26 protein-coding genes are annotated in these 25043 nt (G+C 71.0%); 20 read left to right on the top strand and 6 right to left on the bottom strand.

The annotated features are described in order from the left end of the window. Positions 1-62: 62 nt before the first annotated feature. The 15 genes from JMO03_RS01475 to JMO03_RS01405 all read left to right on the top strand — a co-directional run bounded on the left by JMO03_RS01475 (position 63) and on the right by JMO03_RS01405 (position 12375). Positions 63-608, top strand: coding sequence for a KdsC family phosphatase (locus tag JMO03_RS01475; protein ID WP_337926335.1), 546 nt, complete (start codon positions 63-65; stop codon positions 606-608). Further along, a complete protein-coding gene (gene lptC, locus JMO03_RS01470; RefSeq protein ID WP_202839496.1) occupies positions 605-1162 on the top strand; it encodes an LPS export ABC transporter periplasmic protein LptC in 558 nt (185 codons plus the stop codon). Before JMO03_RS01475 ends, lptC begins: the two co-directional genes overlap by 4 nt. Then, positions 1146-1679 carry a lipopolysaccharide transport periplasmic protein LptA gene (gene lptA / locus JMO03_RS01465; protein WP_202839495.1) on the top strand — a complete coding sequence of 178 codons (534 nt, stop codon included), beginning with the start codon at positions 1146-1148 and terminating at the stop codon, positions 1677-1679. The genes lptC and lptA overlap by 17 nt, the downstream gene beginning before the upstream one ends. After that, positions 1679-2398 carry an LPS export ABC transporter ATP-binding protein gene (gene lptB, locus JMO03_RS01460; RefSeq protein WP_202839494.1) on the top strand — a complete coding sequence of 240 codons (720 nt, stop codon included), beginning with the start codon at positions 1679-1681 and terminating at the stop codon, positions 2396-2398. Before lptA ends, lptB begins: the two co-directional genes overlap by 1 nt. 32 nt (positions 2399-2430) lie before the next feature. Further along, a complete protein-coding gene (locus JMO03_RS01455; protein ID WP_202839493.1) occupies positions 2431-3888 on the top strand; it encodes an RNA polymerase factor sigma-54 in 1458 nt (485 codons plus the stop codon). A gap of 126 nt (positions 3889-4014) precedes the next feature. Further along, entirely contained in the window at positions 4015-4341 is a 327-nt protein-coding gene (hpf, locus tag JMO03_RS01450) for a ribosome hibernation-promoting factor, HPF/YfiA family (RefSeq protein ID WP_202839491.1), read from the top strand. An 18-nt stretch (positions 4342-4359) separates the two neighbouring features. After that, entirely contained in the window at positions 4360-4827 is a 468-nt protein-coding gene (locus JMO03_RS01445; protein WP_202839489.1) for a PTS sugar transporter subunit IIA, read from the top strand. A 10-nt stretch (positions 4828-4837) separates the two neighbouring features. After that, the gene (gene hprK / locus JMO03_RS01440; protein ID WP_202839488.1) at positions 4838-5806 is read left to right on the top strand and encodes an HPr(Ser) kinase/phosphatase; all 969 of its coding nucleotides are present in this window, start codon (positions 4838-4840) and stop codon (positions 5804-5806) included. After that, positions 5803-6708 (top strand): RNase adapter RapZ, encoded by a 906-nt coding sequence (gene rapZ, locus JMO03_RS01435; protein ID WP_202839487.1) that lies wholly within the window; start codon positions 5803-5805, stop codon positions 6706-6708. Before hprK ends, rapZ begins: the two co-directional genes overlap by 4 nt. A gap of 132 nt (positions 6709-6840) precedes the next feature. Continuing rightward, complete coding sequence (locus JMO03_RS01430) at positions 6841-7236, top strand: PTS sugar transporter subunit IIA (protein ID WP_202839486.1); 396 nt, start codon at positions 6841-6843, stop codon at positions 7234-7236. Between the two features lie 8 nt (positions 7237-7244). Then, entirely contained in the window at positions 7245-7514 is a 270-nt protein-coding gene (locus tag JMO03_RS01425) for an HPr family phosphocarrier protein (protein WP_149103461.1), read from the top strand. A gap of 203 nt (positions 7515-7717) precedes the next feature. Further along, positions 7718-9442 carry a phosphoenolpyruvate--protein phosphotransferase gene (ptsP, locus tag JMO03_RS01420; RefSeq protein ID WP_202839485.1) on the top strand — a complete coding sequence of 575 codons (1725 nt, stop codon included), beginning with the start codon at positions 7718-7720 and terminating at the stop codon, positions 9440-9442. Between the two features lie 184 nt (positions 9443-9626). Further along, entirely contained in the window at positions 9627-10988 is a 1362-nt protein-coding gene (gene mgtE, locus JMO03_RS01415; protein ID WP_202839484.1) for a magnesium transporter, read from the top strand. Positions 10989-11007: 19 nt separating this feature from the next. After that, a complete protein-coding gene (locus JMO03_RS01410) occupies positions 11008-11811 on the top strand; it encodes a carboxylesterase family protein (RefSeq protein ID WP_202839482.1) in 804 nt (267 codons plus the stop codon). An 87-nt stretch (positions 11812-11898) separates the two neighbouring features. Further along, positions 11899-12375: a hypothetical protein gene (locus JMO03_RS01405; RefSeq protein WP_202839481.1), complete on the top strand. Its 477-nt coding sequence runs from the start codon at positions 11899-11901 to the stop codon at positions 12373-12375. Positions 12376-12377: 2 nt separating this feature from the next. On the opposite strand, the gene JMO03_RS01400 is transcribed toward JMO03_RS01405, so the two are convergent. From JMO03_RS01400 to JMO03_RS01380, 5 genes are all read right to left on the bottom strand, one after another. Next, positions 12378-13313: an aspartate carbamoyltransferase catalytic subunit gene (locus JMO03_RS01400; RefSeq protein WP_202839480.1), complete on the bottom strand. Its 936-nt coding sequence runs from the start codon at positions 13311-13313 to the stop codon at positions 12378-12380. A gap of 96 nt (positions 13314-13409) precedes the next feature. Then, entirely contained in the window at positions 13410-13871 is a 462-nt protein-coding gene (gene ruvX, locus JMO03_RS01395; protein ID WP_202839479.1) for a Holliday junction resolvase RuvX, read from the bottom strand. After that, complete coding sequence (locus tag JMO03_RS01390) at positions 13868-14434, bottom strand: YqgE/AlgH family protein (RefSeq protein WP_202839478.1); 567 nt, start codon at positions 14432-14434, stop codon at positions 13868-13870. Before JMO03_RS01390 ends, ruvX begins: the two co-directional genes overlap by 4 nt. A gap of 53 nt (positions 14435-14487) precedes the next feature. Then, on the bottom strand, positions 14488-14946 hold the full coding sequence (locus tag JMO03_RS01385) for an FKBP-type peptidyl-prolyl cis-trans isomerase (RefSeq protein WP_202839477.1): 459 nt from the start codon (positions 14944-14946) through the stop codon (positions 14488-14490). 480 nt (positions 14947-15426) lie between these two features. Then, positions 15427-16053, bottom strand: a complete 627-nt coding sequence (locus JMO03_RS01380; protein WP_202839476.1) for a Fe-Mn family superoxide dismutase — start codon at positions 16051-16053, stop codon at positions 15427-15429. Positions 16054-16261: 208 nt separating this feature from the next. On the opposite strand from JMO03_RS01380, the gene JMO03_RS01375 reads away from it, so the two are divergent. Next, a complete protein-coding gene (locus JMO03_RS01375; protein WP_202839474.1) occupies positions 16262-18055 on the top strand; it encodes a CehA/McbA family metallohydrolase domain-containing protein in 1794 nt (597 codons plus the stop codon). A 17-nt stretch (positions 18056-18072) separates the two neighbouring features. On the opposite strand, the gene JMO03_RS01370 is transcribed toward JMO03_RS01375, so the two are convergent. Next, complete coding sequence (locus JMO03_RS01370) at positions 18073-20646, bottom strand: glycosyltransferase family 2 protein (RefSeq protein ID WP_238345789.1); 2574 nt, start codon at positions 20644-20646, stop codon at positions 18073-18075. Positions 20647-20915: 269 nt separating this feature from the next. On the opposite strand from JMO03_RS01370, the gene prmA reads away from it, so the two are divergent. From prmA to purH, 4 genes are all read left to right on the top strand, one after another. Further along, a complete protein-coding gene (gene prmA / locus JMO03_RS01365; RefSeq protein ID WP_202839473.1) occupies positions 20916-21833 on the top strand; it encodes a 50S ribosomal protein L11 methyltransferase in 918 nt (305 codons plus the stop codon). A 300-nt stretch (positions 21834-22133) separates the two neighbouring features. Next, positions 22134-22958, top strand: a complete 825-nt coding sequence (locus tag JMO03_RS01360; RefSeq protein WP_202839472.1) for a DUF3426 domain-containing protein — start codon at positions 22134-22136, stop codon at positions 22956-22958. Between the two features lie 148 nt (positions 22959-23106). Next, a complete protein-coding gene (fis, locus tag JMO03_RS01355) occupies positions 23107-23379 on the top strand; it encodes a DNA-binding transcriptional regulator Fis (RefSeq protein ID WP_238345788.1) in 273 nt (90 codons plus the stop codon). A gap of 59 nt (positions 23380-23438) precedes the next feature. Further along, positions 23439-25025, top strand: coding sequence for a bifunctional phosphoribosylaminoimidazolecarboxamide formyltransferase/IMP cyclohydrolase (gene purH, locus JMO03_RS01350; RefSeq protein WP_202839470.1), 1587 nt, complete (start codon positions 23439-23441; stop codon positions 25023-25025). The last annotated feature ends 18 nt before the right edge of the window (positions 25026-25043 follow it).

Below are 25043 nucleotides of genomic sequence, written 5' to 3'. Positions count from 1 at the left end.
CAGGTAAAGGCAGGATGCGGTTTCCTGCCTCTGCCGCCTTCTCCCATCCGGACACTCCTCACGTGCCCCACGCCTCCCCCGCCTATTCCGACGAGCTGGTCGCCCGCGCCGCGAAGATCCGGCTGGTCGGCTTCGACGTCGACGGCACGCTCACCGACGGGCGGCTGTGGTTCGACGAGGACGGGCGCGAGTCCAAGGCGTTCCAGGTGCTCGACGGCCAGGGCCTGGTGCAGTTGCGCAAGGCCGGGGTCGCCGTGGCCTTCGTCACCGCGCGCAACAGCACCGTCGCCGCCAACCGCGCACGCGAACTCGGCGCCGAGCCGCACGTCGACTGCAAGGACAAGGTCGCCTGCCTGGGCGCGATCGCCGCGCGCATGGGGCTGACGATGGACGAGGTCGCGTTCATGGGCGACGACCTGCCCGACCTGGAGGTGCTGCGCGGGGTCGGCTTCGCCGTCGCGCCGGCGAACGTGCACCACTGGCTGCGCGGGGAAGTGCACTGGGTCACCCCGTCGCGCGGCGGCGAAGGCGCGGCGCGCGAACTGTGCGACCTGATCCTGCACGCCCAGGGCCGCGTCGAGGCACTGCTTGCCGGGGGCCGTCGATGAACTGGCGCCTCGCGCTCATCCTCGTCCTGTTCGCCGGCGCCCTGCTGAGCGGCTGGTTCGCCTGGCGCGCGCACCAGCCCGACGCGCCGGAGACGGCGGCCGAGGCGCGCTCGGACTTCATCCTGCGCGACTTCGAGGTGGTGACCCTGGACAGCGACGGCCAGGAGTCGTTCTCGCTGCGCGCGCCCGAGCTGCGGCAGACGCCCGGCGCGCGCACGCTGGAGCTGGTGACGCCGCTGTTCCTGATGCCCGACGAGCACGGCAGCCGCTGGGAGGTCCGCTCGCGCACCGGCTGGGTGAACGAGAAGAGCACCCTGGTCAAGCTGCACGGCGATGTCGTCGCCGACAGCCCGATGGGCGCCAGCCGGCCCACCGTGCTGCGGACCGAGCAGCTCGACATCCACCCCGACGACGACCGCGCCACGTCCGCGGCCGCCGTGACCATCACCAGCCCCGGCACTACAATGCGCGGTACCGGGATGGAGGCCGATCTGGCCGGCAAGCGCATCCAGCTCCTGTCCAACGTGAGCCTGACCAATGACCCGAAACGCTGAGCTCGTCCTGGCGATCGCCGCCATCTGCTGCGCAGGCACCGCGATGGCCAAATCCTCCGACCGCCAGCAGACGATGCGGGTGCAGGCCAACAAGAGCGACTGCACGGTCACCGAATCCGGTCCCTGCGTGCTGACCGGCAACGTCCACATCGTGCAGGGCACGCTGGTGATCGACGCCGCGCGCGCCGACATCCGCCAGGGCGACGGCGACATCCAGAGCGCGAAGCTGAGCGGCTCGCCGGTGCGACTGAAGCAGCAGATGGACAACGGCGGAACCATGAACGCCACCGCCGCCCAGGTCGATTACGACCTGCAGCAGGACACCGTGGTGTTCATCGGCGGCGCGGTGGTCCAGCAGCCCGGTCGCGGCAGCATCGCCGGCGAGCGCATCGTCTACAACATGCGCACCGGGCAGGTGCAGGGCGGCGGCGGCACCGACGGCGGGCGCGTGACCCTGCAGTTCGAGCCGCGCAACCGGGCGCCGGCGGCCGAGACCGACAAGGAAGAGCAGGACTGATGCTGGTCGCCGAGGGGTTGCGCAAGCGCTACCGGCAGCGCGAGGTCGTGCGCGACTTCGGGTTGACCCTGGATGCCGGCGAGGTGGTCGGCCTGCTCGGCCCCAACGGCGCCGGCAAGACCACCTGCTTCTACATGATCGTCGGCCTGGTGCCGGCGGACGAGGGCCGGATCGTGCTCGACGGTCGCGACATCACCGCCGAGCCCATGCACCAGCGGGCCAGGCGCGGGGTCGGCTACCTGCCGCAGGAACCCTCGGTGTTCCGCAAGCTCAGCGTCGCCGACAACATCATGTTGGTGCTGGAACTGCGCGAGGACCTCGATCGCGCCGGTCGCCGCCAGGAGCTCGACAGCCTGCTGGACGAACTGCAGGTGTCCCACGTCGCCGACCAGATCGGCGCCAGCCTATCCGGCGGCGAGCGGCGGCGGGTCGAGATCGCCCGCGCGCTGGCGGCACGGCCGCGCCTGATCCTGCTCGACGAACCCTTCGCCGGCGTCGACCCGATCTCGGTGGTCGAGATCCAGCGCATCGTCGAGCACCTCAAGCACCGCGGCATCGGCGTGCTGATCACCGACCACAACGTGCGCGAAACCTTGGGCATTTGCGACCGGGCGTATATCCTCAACGAGGGAAGCGTGCTCGCGCAGGGGGCTCCGGACATGCTTCTCGCCAATCCCGACGTGCGCCGGGTCTACCTCGGAGAGTCCTTCCGTCTGTAGCCGTGCACGTCGTCCAGGGGATCCGCGGGACGATGAAGCCACGCCTCCAGACATCGCTGGGTCAACACCTCGTCCTGACGCCGCAGCTGCGCCAGGCGCTGCACCTGTTGCAACTGCCGGCGATCGAGCTGGAGGCCGAGATCGCCGCGGCGGTCGAAAGCAATCCGCTGCTGGACTGGGCGGAGGACGCGCCGGCGATCGCACTCGACGGCAAGCCGGCGGCGGGCGAATCGAATGCCGAGGCAGACCGGGACCGGGAGAGCGCCGGGGACGACCGCGGCAACGGCGACGACTGGGAGCGGCGGGAGGACGGCTGGCAGGACGGCGGGGGCTTCGAGTACGCCGGATCCGGCGGCCGGGGCGATGACGACGAGAGCGACCCGGCCAACCGCATGGTGCAGTCGGAGACCCTGCGAGACCATCTGAGCTGGCAATTGCATCTGGGCCACCTGTCGCCGCGCGACCGCCGGATCGGCGCCGCCCTGATCGACGCGATCGAGGACGACGGCTACCTGCGGGTGCCCTTCAGCGAGATCGCCGCGGCGCTCGACCCCGAGCCTGCGCCGGGCGACGACGAGGTCCTCGCCGTGCTGCGCCAGATCCAGCGCATGGACCCGGTCGGCGTCGGCGCCCGCGACCTGTCCGAATGCCTGTGGATCCAGCTCGACACCCTGCCGCCCGACACCCCCGGCCGCGCGCTGGCACTGACCATCGCCACCACCCTGATCGACCGCCTGCCCAAGCTCGGCGCGCGCGGCGTGTGCGACCAGCTCGGTTGCAGCGCCGACGAGGCGGATACCGCGCTGCACCTGCTGCGCTCGATGGATCCGCGCCCGGGTTCACAGGTCGGCGACGTGCCGGCGGACAGCTACGTCGTGCCGGACTGCGTGATCGTCCGGCGCAACGGCGTCTGGCAGGCGATGCTGGCCACCAGCTCGCTGCCGAAGCTGACCATCCACCAGGCGTACGAGCGCATGATCCAGCACACCGCCGGCGACGATGCCGGGTATCTCAAGGGTCGCCTGCAGGAGGCGCGCTGGCTGCTGAAGAACCTGGAGGCGCGCGGCGAGACCCTGCTCAAGGTGGTGCGCTGCCTGATCCGGCAGCAGTCGGGCTTCCTCGAGTTCGGTGCGCGCGCACTGCGACCGCTGACCCTGCGCGAGGTCGCGGCCGAGATCGGCATGCACGAATCGACCGTTTCGCGCGCGGTGGCGCGCAAGCACGTGCACACCCCGCGCGGCACGCTGGCGCTGCGCGACTTCTTCGCCTCGGGCATCGACACCGACGGCGGCGGCGAAGCCTCGAGCGTCGCGATCCAGCAGATGATCCGCAGCCTGATCGAGGCCGAGGACCCGCGCAAGCCGCTGTCCGACGCGCGCCTGGCCGAGTCGCTGAAGGCCTCCGGGGTGCCGGTGGCGCGGCGGACCGTGGCCAAGTACCGCGAGGCCCTGCACATCGCCGCGTCGCACGAACGCATAAGAATCGATTGAACGCCTTTTCATGCGACCTGTCCATGATCCGGGCGCTCGCCGGCCCCGTATCCCTGCGTTAACCTGTTTTCAACCCGCAGCGACCCGTTTCGGGCGATGCTGGAGTCCCCAGACAGGAGGCAGCGCATGCAGATCGAAACCTACGGCCACGACATCGACGTGACACCCGCCCTGCGCGAGTACGTGGACAGCAAGCTGCAGCGCCTGTCGCGGCACCTCGACCGTCCGTTCGAGGTGCGCGTGCAGCTCAGCCTGGACAAGCCCAACCACAAGGCCGAGGCCAACCTCACCCTGGCCGGCAAGGCGCTGCACGCCGATGCCAGCGCGATCGACATGTACGCCGCGATCGACCTGCTGACCGACAAGCTCGACCGCCTGCTGATCAAGCACCGCAAGAAGCAGGTCGACCACCATCGCGGCGAGAACGCGGCGCGCGACGGCAGCTTCGGCTGACCGCGAGGCGCCCACTCCATGCCCTGGACCGACCTGCTGAGCGCGGACCGCATCGTGATGCTGGTCGACCCGGGCACGCCGGCGCGGGTGCTCGATGCCGCCGCGCGCCTGCTCTCGGACGGCTCGCCGGCCTCGACCCGCGCCCTCGCCGACGCCCTGCGCCGACGCGAGCGGCTCGGCAGCACCGGCATCGGCCACGGCGTGGCGATCCCGCACGCGCGCAGCGCGGCGTTCCATGCGCCGCGCGGCGCGTTCCTGCGGCTCGGGCGGCCGATCGACTTCGGCGCGCGCGACGGCGAGCCGGTGGACCTGGTGTTCGCGATGAGCGCCACCGACGCCATGCCCGAGCAGCACCTGCAGCACCTGGCCGGCGTCGCCGAGCGCTTCGCCGACGCCGAGTTCCGCGACCGCCTGCGCATGGCGCGCAGCCTGGAGCGACTGCGCCGGGTGCTGCTGGCGCCCGCGCCGACCGCGAGCGCCGCCTGAGCCTTCACCGATGAACCAGAGCCTGACCGCCCTCGACCTGTTCGAACAGCAGCACGAACGCCTGCATCTGCGCTGGCTGGCCGGCCAGCAGGGGCAGTCGCGGATGCTCGAGTCGGTGGAGACCAATGCCCGGCGGCCGTCGCTGGCCGGCTACCTCAACATCATCTATCCCAACAAGGTGCAGATCCTCGGCACCGAGGAACTGCACTGGCTCGACGGGCTCGACTCCCGCCTGCGCTGGGAGACGATCGAGCGCATGATCCAGTACCGGCCGCTGGCGCTGGTGATCAGCAAGAACCAGTCCTGCCCGGAGGATCTGCGCCAGGCCGCCGAGGAGACCCAGACGCCGCTGTGGACTTCGCCCAAGCGCGGCCACGAACTGCTCAACCATCTGCAATACCACCTCGCGCGCGCGCTGGCGCCGCGGGTGACCCTGCATGGCGTGTTCATGGAGGTCTACTCGATCGGCGTGTTGATCACCGGCGAGTCGGGTTCGGGCAAGAGCGAGCTGGCGCTGGAACTGATCACCCGCGGCCACCGCCTGGTGGCCGACGACGCGCCCGAGTTCACCCAGATCGCGCCCGACGTGCTCGACGGCACCTGTCCCGACCTGCTGCAGGACCTGCTGGAGCTGCGCGGCCTGGGCGTGCTCAACATCCGCCAGATGTTCGGCGACACCGCGGTCAAGCGGAACAAGTACCTGCGCCTGATCGTGCACCTGAGCCGGCCCAACGCCGAGCCGCAGCTGCACGAGGACGGTATGGTGCGCCTGACCGGCGACCTCGGCCTGCGCCGCGTGCTCGACCTGGACGTGCCGATGATCACCCTGCCGGTTATGCCCGGCCGCAACTTGGCGGTGCTGACCGAAGCCGCCACGCGCACCCACATCCTGCGCGCCAAGGGCATCGACCCGGCCGCGGCGTTCCTCGCGCGCCACTCTCACTTCCTCGAAAGCGGCGAGGAGTCCACGGCGCCATGAACGCCCGCGCGCAGCCTTCGGCCAACGACGCCAGCGACCGGCCCGCCGCCTCGCTGCTGATCGTCACCGGCATGTCCGGCGGAGGCAAGACGGTCGCGCTCAACACCTTCGAGGATCTCGGCTTCTATTGCGTCGACAACCTCCCGGCGGAGCTGCTGCCCGAGTTCGTGCGCGCCGCGAGCCATCCCGATCGCGCCGAACAGAAACTCGCGGTCGGCATCGACATGCGCAACCGCGGCGACCTGGCCAGCCTGCCCGAATGGCTGTCGGCGGTGGGCGCGATGGGGCTGGAGCCGCAACTGGTGTTCTTCGACGCCGCCGACGCGATCCTGCTCAAGCGTTACGCCGAGACCCGCCGGCGCCACCCGCTGACCCATCTCGGGCTGGCGCTGGCCGATGCGATCGCGCTCGAACGCCAGGCGCTCAAGCCGCTGCGCGCGCTGGCCGACATGGTCGTCGACACCAGCGAGCTCAACGTCCACCAGCTGCGGCACCGGGTGATCACCGAACTGGGGCTGGGCCACGACTCGTCGCTGTCGCTGCTGTTCGAGTCCTTCGCCTACCGGCGCGGCCTGCCCGCCGACGCCGACTTCGTGTTCGACGCGCGCAGCCTGCCCAACCCGCACTGGGACCCGCGGCTCAAGCCGCTGTCGGGCCGAGACGCATCGGTGCGCGCATACCTGGAGGCGCGGGCCGAGGTCAACGAGTACGTCGCCCAGGTATCGGCGTTCCTCGACACCTGGCTGCCGCGGATGCAGTCCGGTACGCGCAGCTACGTGACCGTCGCCTTCGGCTGCACCGGGGGCCGGCACCGGTCGGTGTACCTCGCCGAAACCCTCGCCGAGCACGCGCGCGAACGCGGCTGGACCGAGGTCGCCACGTTCCACCGCGAGCTGGACTGAATCCGCCGCAGGCCGGCACCATCCCGGCACGGCAGGTCGACCGACACGGGAACGGCCGCGCGGATGACGCCGGTACGCAACGTCCGACCTTCGCCGCCAACGGGGGTCGCCGCCGTCTGCTAAGTTGGCGGCATGGCCGTCGGCATCCTCCTTCTCACCCACTCCGGCATCGGCAGCGCGATCGTCGCGGTCGCCACCGGCATGCTGCGCGGCAACCTGCCGCTGCGGCTCGAATCGTTCGAGGTGCCGTTCGAGGCGGATCCCGAGGCGCTGCTGCCGCAGGCGAGCGCGGCGATGCGCCGGGTCGACGGCGGCGACGGCGTGCTGATCCTGACCGACCTCTACGGCGCCAGCCCGAGCAACCTCGCCGCGCGTCTGTCCAGACTGGGCACACCGTCACGCCGGGTCTCGGCGCTGAGCTTGCCGATGCTGCTGCGGGTGATGAATTATGCTGAACTCCCCCTTGAGGAACTCCCCGCCGTCGCCGCCGCGGGCGCGCGCAACGGGGTGATCCTCGACGACGCCTGAGGCCGACGATGACCGAACGCGAACTGCTCATCGCCAACAAGCTCGGCCTGCACGCGCGCGCGACCGCCAAGCTGGTCCAGGTGCTGTCCGGCTACCGCAGCAACGCGACCCTGGTCGCCAAGGGTCGCGAGGTCAACGCCAAGAGCATCATGGGGGTGATGCTGCTCGCCGCCGGGTACGGCACCAGCGTGGTGCTGCGCATCGAGGGCGAGGACGAGGCCGCCGCGATGGAGGCGGCCGCCGCGCTGTTCGAACGCAAGTTCGACGAGGGCGGCTAGGGACTGCCGCCGCCATCGGCACCGGCCACGCCACGACCGGACGTGGGTGGACAAGGAAGAGTGAGGAACGTATGTCGCAACATGCCCGAATGACGACGCGGTTCCACCTACGTCCGGCTGCATCCGGCCGGCTTGCCGCGTCCGGACGCCCGGCAGCCGGGCCCGGAAACATGGCCCGTCCCGGCACCGACGGTCGGCGCTAGATGCGTCACGCGCTCGCCGGCCATGGCGCGTCGCGGGGCAACGCCCTCGGACGCGCCCGGGTCCGCCTGCCGCACGCCCTCGAGGTCGCAGAGGAGCATGTCGCCGCCGAAGCGGTCGAGGCGGAACTGCGGCGGTTGCACACCGCGATCGACGCGGTGCGCGTGGAAATGCGCAACATGCGCGAGCGCCTGCACGGCGCGCTCGCCCACGAAGTCGGCGAATTCCTCGACCTGCACAGCCTGCTGCTCGACGACCCGGAACTGCTGCAGGGCCTGGACGACCTGGTGCGCAAGGGGCGATACGGCGCCGACTACGCCCTGCGCCTGCAGCGCGACCGGCTGGCGGCCGTGTTCGAAGGCATGGACGATCCCTACTTCCGCAGCCGCGTCGAGGACATCGACCACGTGGTCGGCCGCGTGCACGCCATGCTGCACAAGCGCGACGCGGACCTGCAGGGCGTGGCCGGCGAGATCCTGGTCACCGACGCGATCGCGCCTGCCGAGCTGAGCCAGCTGCAGGCGCAAGGGGTGATGGCGGTGGTCACCGCGGGCGGCAGCGCGCTGTCGCACAGCGCCATCCTCGCCCGCAGCCTGCACCTGCCGCTGGTGGTCGGCGCCCCGCTCGCCCTGCAGCAGGTCAACGATGGCGACGTGCTGCTGGTCGACGGCAGCAGCGGCCAGATCATCGTCGAACCCAATGCCGCCGACCTGCGCGACTACCGTGCGCGGCTGCGCGACGAGAAGCGCGAACGCAAGCAGCTGCACCGGCTGCGCAGGGAGCCCTCGCGCACGCTCGACGGGGTCGACATCCGGCTCTGGGCCAATGCCGAGTCGCGCGAGGACGTCACCGGCGCACACGCGCTCGGCGCCGCCGGCGTCGGCCTGTACCGGACCGAGTTCCTGTTCCTGCAGCGCAGCGAGCTGCCGGACGAGGAGGAACAGTTCCGCGCCTACCGCGACGTGGTGCTGGGCATGACCGGGCGCGCGGTGACCATCCGCACCATGGACATCGGTGCCGACAAGGCGGATCGCACCGGCCTGGCGCTGAGCGACGAACCCAATCCCGCGCTCGGCCTGCGCGGCGTGCGCCTGTCGCTGGCGCGCGCGGACGTGTTCGAGACCCAGTTGCGCGCGATCCTGCGAGCCTCGGGCTACGGACCGCTGCGGGTGCTGGTGCCGATGATCAGCGGCCGCGAGGAGGTGCTTGCGGTGGCCTCCCTGCTCAGGCGCATCGCCCGAGACCTGCGCAGCGAAGGCCACGAGATCGCCGAGCACGTTCCGTTCGGCGCGATGATCGAGGTTCCCGCCGCCGCGCTGGCGCTGCCCTGTTTCATCGCCGACGTCGATTTCATCTCCATCGGCACCAACGACCTGACCCAGTACCTGCTCGCCGCCGACCGCGGCAACGACGCCCTGGGCGAGCTCTACTCGCCGCTGCACCCGGCGATGCTCCGGCTGCTGCACCAGGTGATCCGCACCGCGCGGTCGCGGGCCAAGCCGGTCGCGGTGTGCGGCGAGATGGCCGGCGACGCGATGCTCACACCGCTGCTGCTGGCGCTGGGGCTCGAGGAATTCAGCCTGCACCCGGCGACGATGCTGGAGGTAAGGCGCGCCGTGCGCGCACAGCGGCTCGACGCGTTGCGTGCGTCGGCACCGGCGCTGCTGCGCTGCCGCGACCGCGACGCGATCGAGCGTTGGCTGCAGCGTACGCCGGCAGCCGCGTAGGAGCGCCTTCAGGCGCGATGCCTTGCCCGGAAGATGGCGGCGCGCCAAAGCGGTCGCGCCTGAAGGCGCTCCTACGTGAGGACGGGGTGGGCAACCGGGAAGCGCCGGGCGATAATGCCGCCATGAACGCCTGATCCGCCGCGTCTTCCGGCGCGGCAGCCCTTCGCCCACCGGAGCCGCGCGCATGGCCGAAGCCGTCCGCCACGACAAGACCGCGCGCCAGCTGCGCCTGCTGTCGGACGCGCTCGACAGCGGCCGCCTCGGTCCCGTGCGACGCCTGGTCAACACCCTGGCGCCGGCCGAGATCGGCAACCTGCTCGAATCGCTGCCGCCCGACAAGCGCATGGTCGTGTGGGGGCTGGTCGATCCCGAGGACGACGGCGAGGTGCTGGTGCACGTCGGCGACGAGGTGCGCGAAAGCCTGATCGCGGACATGGACCAGGACGAACTGGTCGCCGCGGCGTCGGACCTCGACATCGACGACCTCGCCGACCTGGTCGAGGACCTGCCCGACGCGGTGATCGACGAGCTGCTGCGCTCGATGGACCGCGACAACCGCGAGCGCCTCGAGCAGGTGCTGTCCTACCCCGAGGACACCGCCGGCCGCCTGATGAATCCGGACGTGGTGACGGTGCGCGCCGACACCACGGTCGACGTGGTGCTGCGCTTCCTGCGCCTGCGCGGCGAACTGCCCGAGCACACCGACCACCTGTACGTGGTCAACCGCCGCCACCAGCTGATCGGCTGGGTTGCGCTGCAGGACCTGGTCACCCGCGACCCGGGCACGCCGATCAACCGGCTGATGGACGACGAGCTCGAATCGCTGCACGTCGACGCCTCGGCCGAACAGGTCGCGCGCCAGTTCTCCGACAACGACTGGGTCTCCGCGCCGGTGGTCGACGACGGCAACGTGCTGCTCGGCCGCATCACCGTCGACGACGTGGTCGACATCATCCGCGAGCAGGCCGAGCACCAGGCGCTGGGCGCCGCCGGCCTGGACGAGGACGAGGACCTGTTCTCGCCGATCCGGCGCGCGGTCCGCGGCCGCGTGGTGTGGCTGGGCATCAACCTGCTGACCGCGTTCCTGGCCGCCGGCGTGATCGGCCAGTTCGACGCCACCATCGAGCAGATCGTCGCGCTCGCGGTGCTGATGCCGATCGTCGCCGGCATCGGCGGCAACGCGGCGGTGCAGGTGCTGACGCTGATGGTGCGCGGTATCGCGCTGGGCCAGGTCGGCGCCAGCAACGCCAGCATCCTGCTGTGGAAGGAGCTGCGCGTGGCGCTGATCAACGGACTGCTGATCGGTGGTCTGGTCGGCGTGGTGGCCCTGGTGTGGTTCCGCTCCTGGCCGCTGTCTCTGGTGATCGCCGCGGCGCTGGTGATCAACTTCTGCTCGGCCGCGCTGGCCGGGGTGCTGCTGCCGCTGCTGCTCAAGCGCATGCACGTCGACCCGGCGGTCGCCGGCACGGTGGTGGTGACGGCAGTCACCGACGTGATCGGATTCTTCAGCTTCCTCGGGCTGGCCACGGTTATCCTGCTGCACTGATGCCAACCGGAGCACGCCCATGCGCCTGGGTTCCCTCGGAGGTCTGATGCTGGCCGCCATGCTCGCCGGCTGCGCTTCTGCGCCACAGCGCGGAGAGAGGGGCGAATTTTTCGAGCGCGAACTGGCGGTCGACGGCCGCGTGCATCGCTACCAGGTCTTCGTGCCCGCACGCGCGGCCGCGCCGGGCAAGGCGCCGGTGGTCCTGTTCCTGCACGGATCCGGCGAGCGCGGCGACGACAACCGGCGCCAGGTCGCGGTCGGGCTGGGACCGTACGTGCGGTCCCGGACCGACGATTTCCCGGCGATCGTCGTGTTTCCGCAGGCCCCCGAAGGCAGCGAGTGGAACCAGCTCGCCGACGTCGCGTTCGCGCAGTTGGACGCGGCCACGCGCGAGTTCGGCGGCGACCCCGACCGCACTTACCTCACAGGCCTGTCGATGGGCGGCTACGGCGCCTGGGAGCTGGCGTTGCGGCAGTCCTACCGGTTCGCTGCAGTGGTACCCGTCTGCGGTGGGCTGGTGCATCCGCGACGGCCGTCGATGGCGGTCACCGGGCTGGCCGACGAAGCCGATCCCTACGCCGCGGTCGCGCAGCGGCTGCGCGCGATGCCGGTCTGGATCTTCCACGGCGCGCAGGACGACCTGGTGTCGCCGGAGTATTCGCGACGGCTCGACGCCGCGTTCCGCGCCGCCGGCGCGCGCAACGTGCGCTACACCGAATTCCCCGATGCCAACCACAACAGCTGGGACCCTGCCTACGCCACGCCGGAGCTGTGGACCTGGCTGTTCGCGCAGCGCCAGCTCGACGCCTTCCGGCAGCAGTGACGGCACCCCCGCATCGTCGCTCGTGAATCCGGGATTCATGGCGGGCTGGCGACGATACGGTGCCCCGGTTCCGCAGGATTCCCGACCATGCCCAGATTTCCGTTCCTCGCCACCGCCGTGATCGCACTGGCACTGTCGGCGGTTCCGACCGCCTCCGCCGCTGGCCCGGACGCGTTCGATCAGCGCGCGCGGGTGGCCAACTACGCCGTTCGCGGCGAAGAATTCCCCGGCGCCGGCTATGAGGCACTGCGCCTGTGGGCGGACGAGGCCGGCGGCACCCGCGTGCGCTATGCCTGGGGCGCCGACGCCAGGGAGTTGTCGCTGGAAGTGCTCGGCCCCGCCGCGACGGGCGAGGGCTTCGCCCTGCGCTTCCGCAATGGCCTGGTGCTCGACGTGGTCCCCCAGGGCGACAGCCTGCGCGTGCGCAGCCGCGACGGTCGATACGACAAGGTCTTCGACTGGCAGTACGAAGGCCCGGTGGACGGTCGCGGCACGTTCTGTACGCCCTGCGTCGACCAGCCCGACGCCGCCGCCTTCGTGCGCCGGCATTTCATCGAGCGCTAGCGTTAGCGCACCAGCAGCGCCTCCAGTACCGCCATCCGCACCGCCACGCCGTTCGCCACCTGACGCAGGACCAGCGACTGCGCGCCGTCGGCGACCTCGTCGGTGATCTCGACGCCGCGGTTCATCGGCCCCGGATGCAGCACCACCGCGGCGGGCGAAGCGCGTCGCAGGCGTTCGCGGGTCAGGCCGTAGTCGCGATGGTAGTCGTCGAGCGAGGCGACCAGGCCTTCCTCCATCCGCTCGCGCTGCAGGCGCAGCATCATCACCGCGTCGACGCCGTCGAGCGCCGCATCCAGGTCGTGGCCGACGATGCAGCCGTCCAGCGTGGCGCCGGCGGGCAGCAGCGCGGCCGGGCCGCAGACGCGGATCTCGCCGGCACCGAGCGTGCGCAGCGCATGCAGGTCCGAGCGCGCGACCCGCGAGTGGCGCACGTCACCGACGATCAGGAAGCGACGCGCGGAAAAATCCTCGCCCAGTGCCTGGCGCAGGGTCAGCATGTCGAGCAGGCCCTGGGTCGGATGCGCGCTGCGGCCGTCGCCGGCGTTGACCAGCGCGGTGCCGGGATTGGCCGCCGCGGCGAGCTCCGCGACCGCGCCGTCGGCGGCGTGACGCACCACGAAGCCGCGCACGCCCATCGCCTCGATGTTCTTCAGGGTGTCGCGCGCGGTCTCGCCCTTGGTGGTCGACGAGGTCGCGGCATCGAAACCGAGCACGTCCGCGCCGAGCCGCTGGCTGGCGCGCTGGAAACTCAGGCGGGTGCGCGTGGACGGTTCGAAGAACAGGGTGCACACCGCGCTGCCGGCCAGTGCGCCGCGCGCGTCGGCGCCCTCGGCGAAGCCGCTGGCGCGGTCGAGCAGCGCGCACAGGGTCGTGCGCGGCAGGCCCTCGAGGGTCAGGAGGTGGCGGAGGCGGCCGTCGGCATCGATCTGGTCGGTCATGGCCGTATTGTCGGGTAAATCGCCGGTGTTGTAGGAGCGCCTTCAGGCGCGACCGGCATTCACGGGGGGGCTGGCTTGTCGCGCCTGAAGGCGCTCCTACAAAGGGGTGGCGTCGCCGGGCGCGGCGACCCAGCGCTCGACGATCACCGCAGCCGCCACCGCATCGAGCGCCGCCGCGTCGCGACGCCGGCGTCGGCCCTGCGCACGGTCCAGCGCGAAGCGCTGGGCGGCCTCGACCGAGCTGGCGCGTTCGTCCATCAGCACCACCGGCAGACGGTAACGCGCCTTCAACTCGCCGGCGAAGGCGCGCGCGCGGTCGCGGATCGGCTGGTCGCCGCCGTCGAGGGTCATCGGGTCGCCCACCACCAGGCCGTCCGGGCGCCATTCCCTGTGCAGCCGGTCGATCGCCGCCCAGTCCACCTGCTCGCCATGGACGTCGATCACCGCCAGCGCGCGCGCGCCGTGGCCGTAGGCGCTGCCGACCGCCACCCCGATCCGGCGCGCGCCCACGTCGAAGCCCAGCACCGTGCCGTCGGCGCGGATCGTGTCCGCGCTCATGCGTGCCCCACGTGCCCTGCGATCCGCATCAGGTCGACGCCGATCTCGCCGGCCGCCGCCTGCCAGCGTTGGTCCAGCGGCAGCGAGAACAGGATCTCCTGTCGCACCGGCGCGGTCAGCCAGCTGTTCTCGGTCAGCTCGAACTCCAGCTGGCCCGCGCCCCAGCCGGCGCAGCCGAGCGCGACCGTGGCGTTCGCCGGCCCTTCGCCGGATGCGATCGCCTCGAGGATGTCGCGCGAGGTGGTCACCGACAGGTCCGCGGCGACGGCGAGCGTGGAATCCCAGGTACGTGCGCCGTCGTGCAGCACGAAGCCGCGCTCCGGATGCACCGGGCCGCCCGCGAGCACGCGCTGCTCCACCAGCTCCGGATCGTCCGACGCGATGCCCATCTGCCGCAGCACCTCGCCCAGGGTGAAGTCGGAGGCGCGGTTGACCACCACGCCCATCGCGCCGTCGTCGTCGTGCTGGCAGATCAGCGCGACCGTGCGCGCGAAGCCGGGATCCGCCAGCGTCGGCAGGGCGATCAGCAGCTGGTTCGCGAAGGAGGACGAGAGCGCGGGCATGGGGGCATTCTAGGCCTTGCGCCGCGGCCGCGCGCCGCCGGCCGGGCAGGTGTTCAGCCGAGGCCGAACTGTTGTTCCTCGGGCGTGGCCAGGCGCACGTCCACCACCTCCACCAGCGCCTCGACCGTGCGCCCGGCCAGCGGGTGGTTGCCGTCGACGGTGATCGCATCGCCGTCGACCGCGGTCACCACCACGTCCAGCGGCCCGCGCGCGGTCTGCGCGGTCAGCTTCGCGCCGACCGCCGGTTCCACCGAGGCCTGCAGCTTGCCGCGCGAAAGCGTCTGCACCAGCGCATCGTGGCGCGGGCCGAAACCGGCTTCCGGCGCGATCGTCACCCGGAAGGTGTCGCCCGGCGCCTTGCCGGCCAGCGCCTGCTCCAGTCCCGGCATGATGCTGCCGGTGCCGTGCATGTACACCAGCGGCGCATGGCCGTGGGTGGACGTGATGGCCTGGCCCTGCTCGTCCTGCAGCGTGAAGTGGACGGTAGCGATGCGGCGGTCTGCGATTTCCATGGCGAAGCCCGTGATGCGCGGAGCCTGCATGTTGGCGCGGACCCCCGACCCGGGGCAACCCGGTGCGGTCCCGGGGTCGCAAGCCAGTCGCCATCGTCTGCAGTGAAACTCAAACTCTTCGCCCATCCGCGGGGCCGTATTCCGTCGACGGCGGACACGGATTACTCGCGCCATCGCCTCTGGGCCACTCTTCGCGATGTGACGGGCCCGCCGAGGCCGGGAGGCATTACGCGGCGAATCTCCTCCGGCATCGGCCCGCAAGCGGATGTCTGCGTGATGTCACCCCGCTGGACGCCACCGGTCACGACGCGGCCCGGCTGCGGCGGCCAGGCGCCGAACGGGCAAGCCGTCATGGCGGTCGCCCTTGCGGAATCGCCGGCCCTCGCGACGCGCTGAGCGGGAGGACGGCGAAAGACCACGCCCCGCAACGCATTCCGGCCGCTCGCGCGGCCGGAATCGAAGCGGGACGACGGGCCTGGATCAGCCCTTCACCGCTTCCTGGTAGCGCCGTTCGACTTCGTTCCAGTCGACCACGTTGTAGAACGCGGCGATGTAGTCCGGGCGGCGATTCTGGTACTTCAGGTAGTAGGCGTGTTCCCACACGTCCAGGCCCAGGATCGGCGTGTTTCCGGAACCGATCCCCTTCATCAGCGGGTTGTCCTGGTTGGCGCTGCTCTCGACCGAGAGCTTGCCGGACTTGTCGACCGACAGCCACGCCCAGCCGCTGCCGAAGCGGGTCAGCGCGGCCTTGGTGAAGGCTTCCTTGAAGGCGTCGAAGCCGCCGAGGTCGCTTTCGATTCGCTTGGCGACGTCGCCGGTCGGCTGGCCGCCGCCCTTGGGCGACATCACCGTCCAGAACAGGGAGTGGTTGGCATGGCCGCCGGCGTTGTTGCGCAGCGGGCCGCGCTTGTCCTCGGGCAGCGCGTCGAGGTCGGCGATGATCTCCTCGGCCGACTTGTCCGCCCACTGGGTGCCTTCCAGCGCGGCATTGGCGTTGTTGATGTAGGTCTGGTGGTGTTTGGTGTGGTGGATCTCCATCGTCTGCGCATCGATGTGCGGCTCGAGCGCGTCGTAGGCATACGGCAGCTTGGGGAGGGTGAAGGCCACGGGGGATCTCCGTTCGGTCGGGATTCGGACCCCATTGTGCCGCGTGCAGGGTAAAAACGGGATCAACCGGTCCGCAATGCTGCATTCCGGCGAACCTCGAGTGCGCTCGACGATCGACTCTCGCAGCCGCAGGTACGGCATGATGCCGGCGTCGAAACCCGACGTGCGCCCCGGACGCCCACGGTGCGCGCCGACCGAGCCCGCATCCATGCCCCTTTTCGCGACCCTCCGCCCAGCCATCGTCGCCGCCTGTGTCGCGCTGGGCGGCGTTGCCGCCTGCACGCCGACAGATCCGCCGCCCACGCCAACGCAGATCATCGCCGCCGGCAACGGACTGACGTGGTATCGCGGCAACCTGCACACGCATACGCTGTGGAGCGACGGCCAGGCCCTGCCGGACACGGTCGTCGCCTGGTATCGCGGGAACGGCTACCAGTTCCTCGCGCTGTCCGAGCATGACCTGTTGCCGGAAGGCGACCGCTGGATCGCCGTCGACCAGTTGCCCGCTGGCGCGCACACCGCCTTGCCGCAGGTGTACGCGGACGGCGACGGCCTGCGCGAACAGGACGGTCGTCGCGAGGTCAGGCTCCGCCGCCAGGACGAACTCGAGGCGCGCTACGCGCAGCCGGGACAGTTCCTGCTGCTGCAGGCCGAGGAGATCTCGGACAACGTCGGTCCGGTTTCGATCCACGTCAACGCGGTGAATCTGCCGACGCGCGTGTCGCCGGCGAGGGGCAGTGACGTGAACGGGACGATCGAGGCGGATTTCGACGCCGCGGCAAGCGCCGGTCGCGCGGCGGGACAGGACGTGCTGCTGCAGCTCAACCACCCGAACTTCACCCATTCAGTGACCGCCGAACAGCTGATGGATCTGCGTGGCAGTCCATTCTTCGAGGTCTACAACGGCCACCCGTTGTCCGACAACCTCAACGACGGCCTGCGTCCTTCGGTCGAGCGGATGTGGGACATCGCCCTCGCATGGCGACTGGACGTGCTCGGCCTGCCGCCGCTCTACGCCACGGCCACCGACGACAGCCACAGCGATCCGGCCGGTGGCGATGCGCCTCCCGGCCGCGGCTGGATCATGGTGCTGGCCGATGCACTGGAGCCGGCATCGCTGTTCGGCGCGATGCGCGAGGGTCGGTTTTACGCCTCGACCGGTGTCCGCCTGCGTCGGATCGTCGCCACCGGCGACCGCATGGAAGTCGAGGTCGACGCCGAGCCCGGCATCGACTACCGCATCGAGTTCATCGGCACCCGATCCCGGTTCGACGTGGCGTCGGCGCCGGCGACGTCCGCGACCGGGCGGCCGCTCTACGCCAGTCGACGGCACCACGACGCGATTGGCGAAGTGTTCGCCGAGCATGCGGCCACCCGCGCCGTGTACCGCTTCCAGGCCGACGACCTGTATGTGCGTGCCCGGGTCACCGCCAGCCGCCGCCACCCGAGGCCCTCGCAGCCGCTGCAGTTCGAGCAGGCCTGGGTGCAGCCGTTGGTGGGTCCCGCGGGCCGCGAGCCGGGTCGGCGCGGACTTGCCGCGCCGGAATCCGCCGACGTGTCCCTGCACTGGGGCGTCACCCGCAGAATGCAGCCGATGGTGCCGGGCGAAGCCGATGCGCTGCTTGGTGCCCGCGCACGAGGCGCCGGATGCGCGCTGGACGCACTGGGAGACGGCACGGGGCGCGCGACCACGACGTTCCGGTCGGGCGATTCCGCGCTGTTCAGCGGCTGGATCGGCAATCCCGCGCGGGGCGAAGCCGCGGACTGGCTCGCGGTCGTGTTGCAGGGCGCCTCGGGCAGCTACCTCGGCGAAGGCGCGCCCACGCGCGCGCGCCCGGATGTGGCGCAGGCCTTCGGCAAGCCCTCGATGGAAGCCAGCGGGTACACGCTCGGCTTCGAGCTCGCGAACGTCGAACCGGGCGAATATCGAATCCGGCTGGTGGGGTATCGCAAAGGCCGCGCCGAGGCCTGCGACAGCGGCAAGGCGCTGAAAGTGCGGTGAGTCACGGAGCGAACGCCTCAACCGCGCGGCGGGAACGCGTACTCGGAATTGAGGCTGGAAAGCGACAGGTTCTGGTTGTAGGCGGGGTCGCTGAGCAACTGCGGCCCCCAGCGCTGCAGCATCGCCTCGACCTCGCCGACGAAGCGCGCGCGCTTTTCCTCGGTGTCCTCCGAGCCGCGCGAAGCCGACTCATGGTGGTACAGCTCCGCGAACGGGGTCCAGAGATTGCGGTAGCCTGCCGCGCGCACGCGCAGGCAGAAGTCGATGTCGTTGAAAGCGACCCGCAACGACTCGTCCAGGCCTCCGACTTCCTCGAACACGCTGCGGCGCACCATCAGGCAAGCGCCGGTGACGGCGGACAGCTGCTGCGCGACGCGCACGCGTCCGCCGTGTCCCGGATAGCCGCGCGGCATGCCGCAGTAGACGTGCGCGGCGACGCCGTGGATGCCGAGCACCACGCCGGCGTGCTGGATGGTGTCGTCCGGGTAGTACAGCATCGCGCCGACCGCGCCGACCTCGGGCCGCACGGCATGCGAGACCATTTCCCGCAGCCAGTCGGGCGACACAACCTCGATGTCGTTGTTGACCAGCCCCAGGATCTCGCCATCGCACTGCCCGGCGGCCCGGTTGTTGATCGCCGAGTAGTTGAACGGCGCATCGAAGCGCAGCACGCGCACGCGCGCCCGCAGGCGCAGCTCATCCAGATAGGCCAGCGCGTCCGGTTCGCTCGACTGGTTGTCGATCACCACCACCTCGAAATCGGGGTAGTCGGTGCGCTCGAAGACGCTTTCGACGCAGGTCCTGAGCAGGCAGGCGCGGTCGCGTGTCGGGACCAGCAGGCTGACCCTGGGGGCTGGCGTGGGCAACGGCCAGCGTACGCGGTAGTGGCCGTGGGAGAGTTCCTCCGCCCGTGCGCCCGGGTAGCAGCGGGCCAGATGTTCGTCCACCGCGCGCACGCCGGCCGCGGCGGCATAGTCCTTGGCATCGCGGCTGAGCGCGGTCGAGCCCTCGATCGCCCGCCAGTGGTACAGCACCTTCGGGATGTGGCGTATGCGGGACGGCTCGACGCGCTCGCTGCAGCGCAGGACGAGATCGTGGTCCTGGCTGCCCTCGAAGCCGGGCCGGAATCCGCCGACCGCGCGCACGAGCGAGGTGCGGATCACGCTCAGGTGGCAGACATAGTTCTGGCTGCGCAGCAGGTCCGGGTTCCAGTCCGGCTTGAAGTACGGATCGAAACGACGGCCCTCGCCGTCGATCTTGTCCTCGTCGGAGTAGAGCAGATCCAGGGTCGGGTCGTCCACGATCGCCTGCGCCATCTCGAGCAGCGCGTGCGGCCGCAACTCGTCGTCATGATCCAGCAACGCGACATAGGCGCCGGTCGCCATCTCCAACGCGGTGTTCGATGCGCGGGCGATATGCCCGTTGCTCTCGCGCCGGACGACGCGGATGCGCGGATCCTTCGCCGCATATTCCTCCAGCACGCGGGATACGGCGGGATCGCTGGAGGCGTCGTCGGCGATGCACAGCTGCCAGCGCGGGTACACCTGCGCGAGCACGCTGTCGATACAGCGGCGCAGCCACGGTTCGGGCGTGTTGTAGACCGGCACCAGGACCGAAAACTCCGGCCCCTGCCCGAATGCCGCCGCCCGCAGGCGCAACTGCGCCAGATCGGATCCGCGCAGCGTATCGAAGCACAGGGTCCACGCGGCGTAGGGTTCCGGGCCGATGTCGTGCAGGCGGTTGTACCGTCGCAACAGGGCATCGGCTGCGGCCGACAATCCCGCTGTCCTGGATTCACGCAGGAAGCGCAGCGTTTCCCCGGGCAGGGTGCCGGTGCCCGGAACGCTTCCCCGCAACATTTCCCACAGCGCGCGCAGGCGGCCGATACGGATCAATTGCATCGATTCGACCGCCAGTTCCGCATGCCGCCATGCGGTCCTCAGCCACAACGACAGGGCCGGGCTGTCGAACATCACCAGGAGCTGACCGCCTTCGGCCTGCGCGTCGGCTGAGAGGAACACGCCACGGTCGGGTACCGGGCCGTGACCGTGATCGGGCTGGAGCAGCAGGGGCTGCGGATCGCCATCGACGCCGCGGCACGACAGGCGCAGCAGGTACCAGCCGGCTTCGATGGGCAGCCAAGGCAGCGCGCGTTGCAGCATCAGGCCGCCGCCCGCGTCATCTCCGTGTCGTGGAACGTCCGCGAGCCGTCCCGCATCCCGCACCGGCGGCACCAGCAACGCGTCTTCGGAGAGTGCAGGCCACGGCGCGGGCCGGTAGCTGGCCGTGGCGCGACCGAGTAGCGCGTGTCCGCGCAGGAACAGGCGCCGGCGATACGCCTCGACCAGCGCATTGGTCAGGCCGCGGGGGCCACGCCGAAGGCCCGACATGAGCCGCAGCACGCCGGTGGGCCAGCGTGGCCCGCGTGCGTCGTCAGCCGGCGCGGACGCTGCCCTCCACATCGCACGCAGTGCCGCCGTTCGCCCGATGGGCTCGATCACCACGTCGCCGGCAGGCGGCGCCAGCCGCAGTCGGTAGTGCCCCTGCGCGATCGCGACGATCCCCTCGGCCGTTCCCGCGACGAGGCCCATTGGATACACCCCTTCGCCTTCGCCGTCCCCCTCGCGCGCCAGCAGGATCCGGGGAGCCGGACCGGCGTCCCCGGGCCATGTCGTCGCGATCCGGTACCAACCGGACTCTAACCATCGGGGCTGGCCTGCCGGCAGCGGGGCGTGCTCTCGCATCTGGGAGATCATCGTCGTGAGGGCGCGGTGCCTGGGGGCCGGGCCCGACGCGATGGCGCATTATACGGGAGGGCCTCTCCACCGAGCCTGGGGGCGGTGGCGGCTAGACTGTCGCCATGCCCTTCCTCGAACTGACCATCCGCTGCCGCGTGGACGAACAGCCGCGCCGCGAACATGCGCTGGAGGATATCGGCGCGCTGGCGGTGACCATGCTCGACGCCGCCGCGGATACCGACGACGAACAGGCGATCCTGGAGCCGGGGGTGGGCGAGACCCCGCTGTGGGATTCGATCGCGCTCACCGCGCTGTTCCCGCACGATGCGGATGCGCTGCTGCTGCTGGCCGCACTCGATGCGTTCGACCCGGCGCTGAACTGGACCGCGGCGACGTTCCGCCACGTCGCCGACCAGGATTGGGAGCGCGCCTGGATGGACCAGTACCGGCCACTGCGGTTCGGCGCGCGCACCTGGATCGTGCCGTGGAACCACGCGCTCCCGCCGGAAGCGGAGGCGCCCGGTGCGGCCGTGGTCCGGCTCGACCCTGGGCTCGCCTTCGGCTCGGGCACGCACCCGACCACGTCGCTGTGCCTGCAATGGCTCGACGCGCTGGCTGCGGACGGGCTGCTGCGCGACGCGACGGTACTGGACTTCGGCTGCGGCAGCGGCATCCTCGCGCTCGCGGCGCTCAAGCTCGGCGCGGCGCGCGCCGACGGCGTCGACAACGATCCGCAGGCGCTGCTGGCGACCGGCGACAACGCGGCGCGCAACGGCGTGGGCGACGCACTCTCGGTGTTCGAACCGGCCGTGGCACCCGCCGGCCCCTATCCGGTCGTCGTCGCCAACATCCTGGCCTCCGCACTCGACGCGCTCGCCGAGGTGCTGGCCGCGCATACCGCGCCGGGCGGCCGCATCGCGCTGTCGGGGATCCTGGACGGGCAGCAGGAACCGCTGCTCCAGCGCTATGGGCGATGGTTCGATGCGCTGTCGGTCGCACACGAAGGCGACTGGGTGCGCATCGACGGCCTCCGCCGGTGACGCGCGGCACGGCGGGGCCGCGGTCGCGCGTGATTGAATAGCGCCATGTTCATCAACTGCCGGCATTGCAATGCCCTGGTCGCCACCGATCCGGCGACCGACCTGCCGCCGGAACGCTGTCCGCGGTGCGCGGGGGTACTGCGGCGTCCCGAGTCGCCCGCAACGCCGTCGATGGCCGCCGGGGAGGCGTCGGCCGCACCGGCTGCCGTCGTGGAGGCGGCAACAGCCGCTTCGACAATCGCGGCAGCGGCACCGGTTGCGAACGCGCCGCCACCCGGGACGGCGTCCGAGGCGAAGAGTGTGGCGGATCCAGCAGGCGGCTCGCCGCCCGCGACGAGACCGGCACGGGGAGCCGGCGACGCGGACCGCGCCCGCGAGCCGGTCACCGCGCCAGCGGACATTGCCTCGCCACCCGCGGCACCGCCGGCGGAAACCGCGCCCGCCAAGGACGCAGGGCCGGACGCAGCGGACCCGCTGCCGCCCCTGCCGGCGGACATCGACCCTTCGCCGTCCGGGGACGCCGCGCCGGCGCCCGCCCCGGCCACGGCACCGGACGCACCGGACGCGGCGGGCAGGGACACGCCCGCTATCCCGACGGCAACGGAGCCCGGCCCGGGATTCCTGTCGAGCCCGGCCCCTGCGGCGACGAGCGCCGGCCGCGCGCGGCGGCTGTGGCGTGCGGCCGCGATCGCCGCGCTGGCGCTGCTGCTGGGCCTGCAGGTCCTGCTCGCCGACCGCGCGCGGCTCGCGGCAGACGCGCGCTGGCGCCCGTTCGTCGCCGCGACCTGCGGCGTGTTCGGATGCAGCCTTCCGCCCTGGCGCGAGCCGGCCGCATTCGTACTGGTCGCGCGCGAGGTCCGCCCGCATCCCGATGTTCCCGGCGCGCTGCGCGTGCGCGCGACGTTCCGCAACGACGCCCGCTGGCCACAGGCCTGGCCGACGCTGCTGCTCACGCTTTCCGACGTCGACGGACGCCCCGTGGCCGCGCGCGCCTTCGGCGTGGACGAGTACCTCGGCGAGACGGCGCCGACGCTTGTCGCGCCGGGCCAGACTGCGGACATCGCACTGGACATCCGCGAGCCATCCGTCGCCACGGTCTCGTTCGCGTTCGAATTCGTCCGGTAGCAGGGCCCCGAGCGCCGACGATCCGGGCCCGCCGCGCACGACGGGTCGAATTCGCATTGTCCATTGCGACCGCATGGCGCTAGACTCGTTCGCCCGCGAGGGCCGGCCGCGACGCGCCGGTCGTCGCCAGGCTGCGCCGAGCGTCCAATTGAACACCGCTGAACACACCGAAGCCACTCCACGAAGCCTGCCGCGGGCGCCGCTGCGCGAGCATGTCGCCAACTCGGTGCGCCGCTACCTCGGCGATCTCAACGGCAGCGATGCGGCAGACCTCTACCAGATCGCGCTGCGCGAGCTGGAGATTCCGCTGTTCCTCGAAGTACTCGAGCATTGCGACGGCAACCAGAGCCGCGCGGCCATCATGCTCGGCATCCATCGCGCAACGTTGCGCAAGAAACTTCGCGAATACGGCATCGCCTGAGCCGTGCCCGCACGCAGGCGGCCTATAATTCCGCCTTCGCTTCCAGCCCCGTCCCCGCGATGACCTCCGACCTCCTGCCCGTGCGCCGGGCACTGCTGTCCGTGTCCGACAAGACCGGGCTGATCGAACTCGCCACCGCGCTGGCCGCGCGCGGCGTCGAACTGCTGTCCACCGGCGGCACCGCGAAGGCGATCCGCGATTCGGGCCTGTCGGTACGGGACGTGTCGGAGGCCACCGGCTTCCCGGAGATGATGGACGGGCGGGTCAAGACCCTGCATCCGGTGGTCCACGGGGGACTGCTCGGCCGCGCCGGCATCGACGACGCGATCATGGCGCAGCACTCGATCGCGCCGATCGACCTGCTGGTGCTGAACCTGTATCCGTTCGAATCGGTCACCGCGAAGGCGGACTGCACGCTGGTCGATGCGGTCGAGAACATCGACATCGGCGGCCCGGCGATGCTGCGCTCGGCGGCGAAGAACTTCGCACGCGTGGCGGTGGCGACCGATCCATCGCAATATGCCGGTCTGGCGGCCGAAATCGAGGCGAACGATGGCGCGCTGTCGTCGCGGACGCGTTTCGCGCTGTCGGTCGCGGCGTTCAACCGCGTGGCGCAGTACGACGCCGCGATCAGCAATTACCTGTCGTCGATCAACGACGCCTCGGGACCCGTCCCGGCGCGCGACCGGTACCCCGCACAGATCAACGGCACCTTCCACAAGGTGATGGACCTGCGTTACGGCGAGAATCCGCACCAGAGCGCCGCGTTCTACCAGGACCTGTACCCCGCCCCCGGCTCGCTGGCGACCTTCGTGCAGTTGCAGGGCAAGGAGCTGAGCTACAACAACATCGCCGACAGCGACGCTGCCTGGGAATGCGTGCGCCAGTTCGACGCGCCGGCCTGCGTGATCGTCAAGCACGCCAATCCCTGCGGGGTCGCGGTCGGCGCGGCCTGCGGCGATGCCTACGAGCTGGCGTACGCCACCGATCCGACCAGCGCCTTCGGCGGCATCATCGCCTTCAACCGCAAGCTCGACGCGGCGACCGCGAAGGCGATCCTGGAGCGCCAGTTCGTCGAGGTGCTGATCGCACCGGACTACGAGGACGGCGCGCTCGAGGTCGCCGGGAAGAAGGCCAACGTGCGCGTGCTGCGCATTCCCCTCGCACCCGCCTCGAAGGGCTTCATCGACAGCAAGCGCGTCGGCTCCGGCATGCTGATGCAGACCGCCGACGACCGCGTGGTGACGCGCGACGAGCTCAAGGTGGCGACGAAGCTCGCGCCGACCGATGCGCAGTTCACCGACCTGCTGTTCGCGTGGAAGGTGGCGAAGTTCGTCAAGTCCAACGCCATCGTCTACGCCAGGGACAATCGCACCATCGGCGTCGGCGCCGGGCAGATGAGCCGGGTGTATTCCGCGCGTATCGCCGGGATCAAGGCCGGCGACGCGGGACTGCAGGTCGAGGGCTCGGTGATGGCCAGCGACGCGTTCTTCCCGTTCCGCGACGGCATCGACGCCGCGGCCGACGCCGGCATCAAGGCGGTGATCCAGCCCGGCGGCTCGATGCGCGACAACGAGGTGATCGCCGCGGCCGACGAACATGGCATCGCGATGGTGTTCACCGGCGTGCGCCACTTCCGCCACTGACTGCGCGCGGCGACGCCG

This window comes from Luteimonas saliphila, assembly GCF_016774335.1.
GTDB lineage: Bacteria > Pseudomonadota > Gammaproteobacteria > Xanthomonadales > Xanthomonadaceae > Luteimonas > Luteimonas saliphila.
The sequence above is the reverse complement of the archived record's forward strand: the minus strand, read 5'-3'. Positions and strand labels throughout refer to the sequence as shown.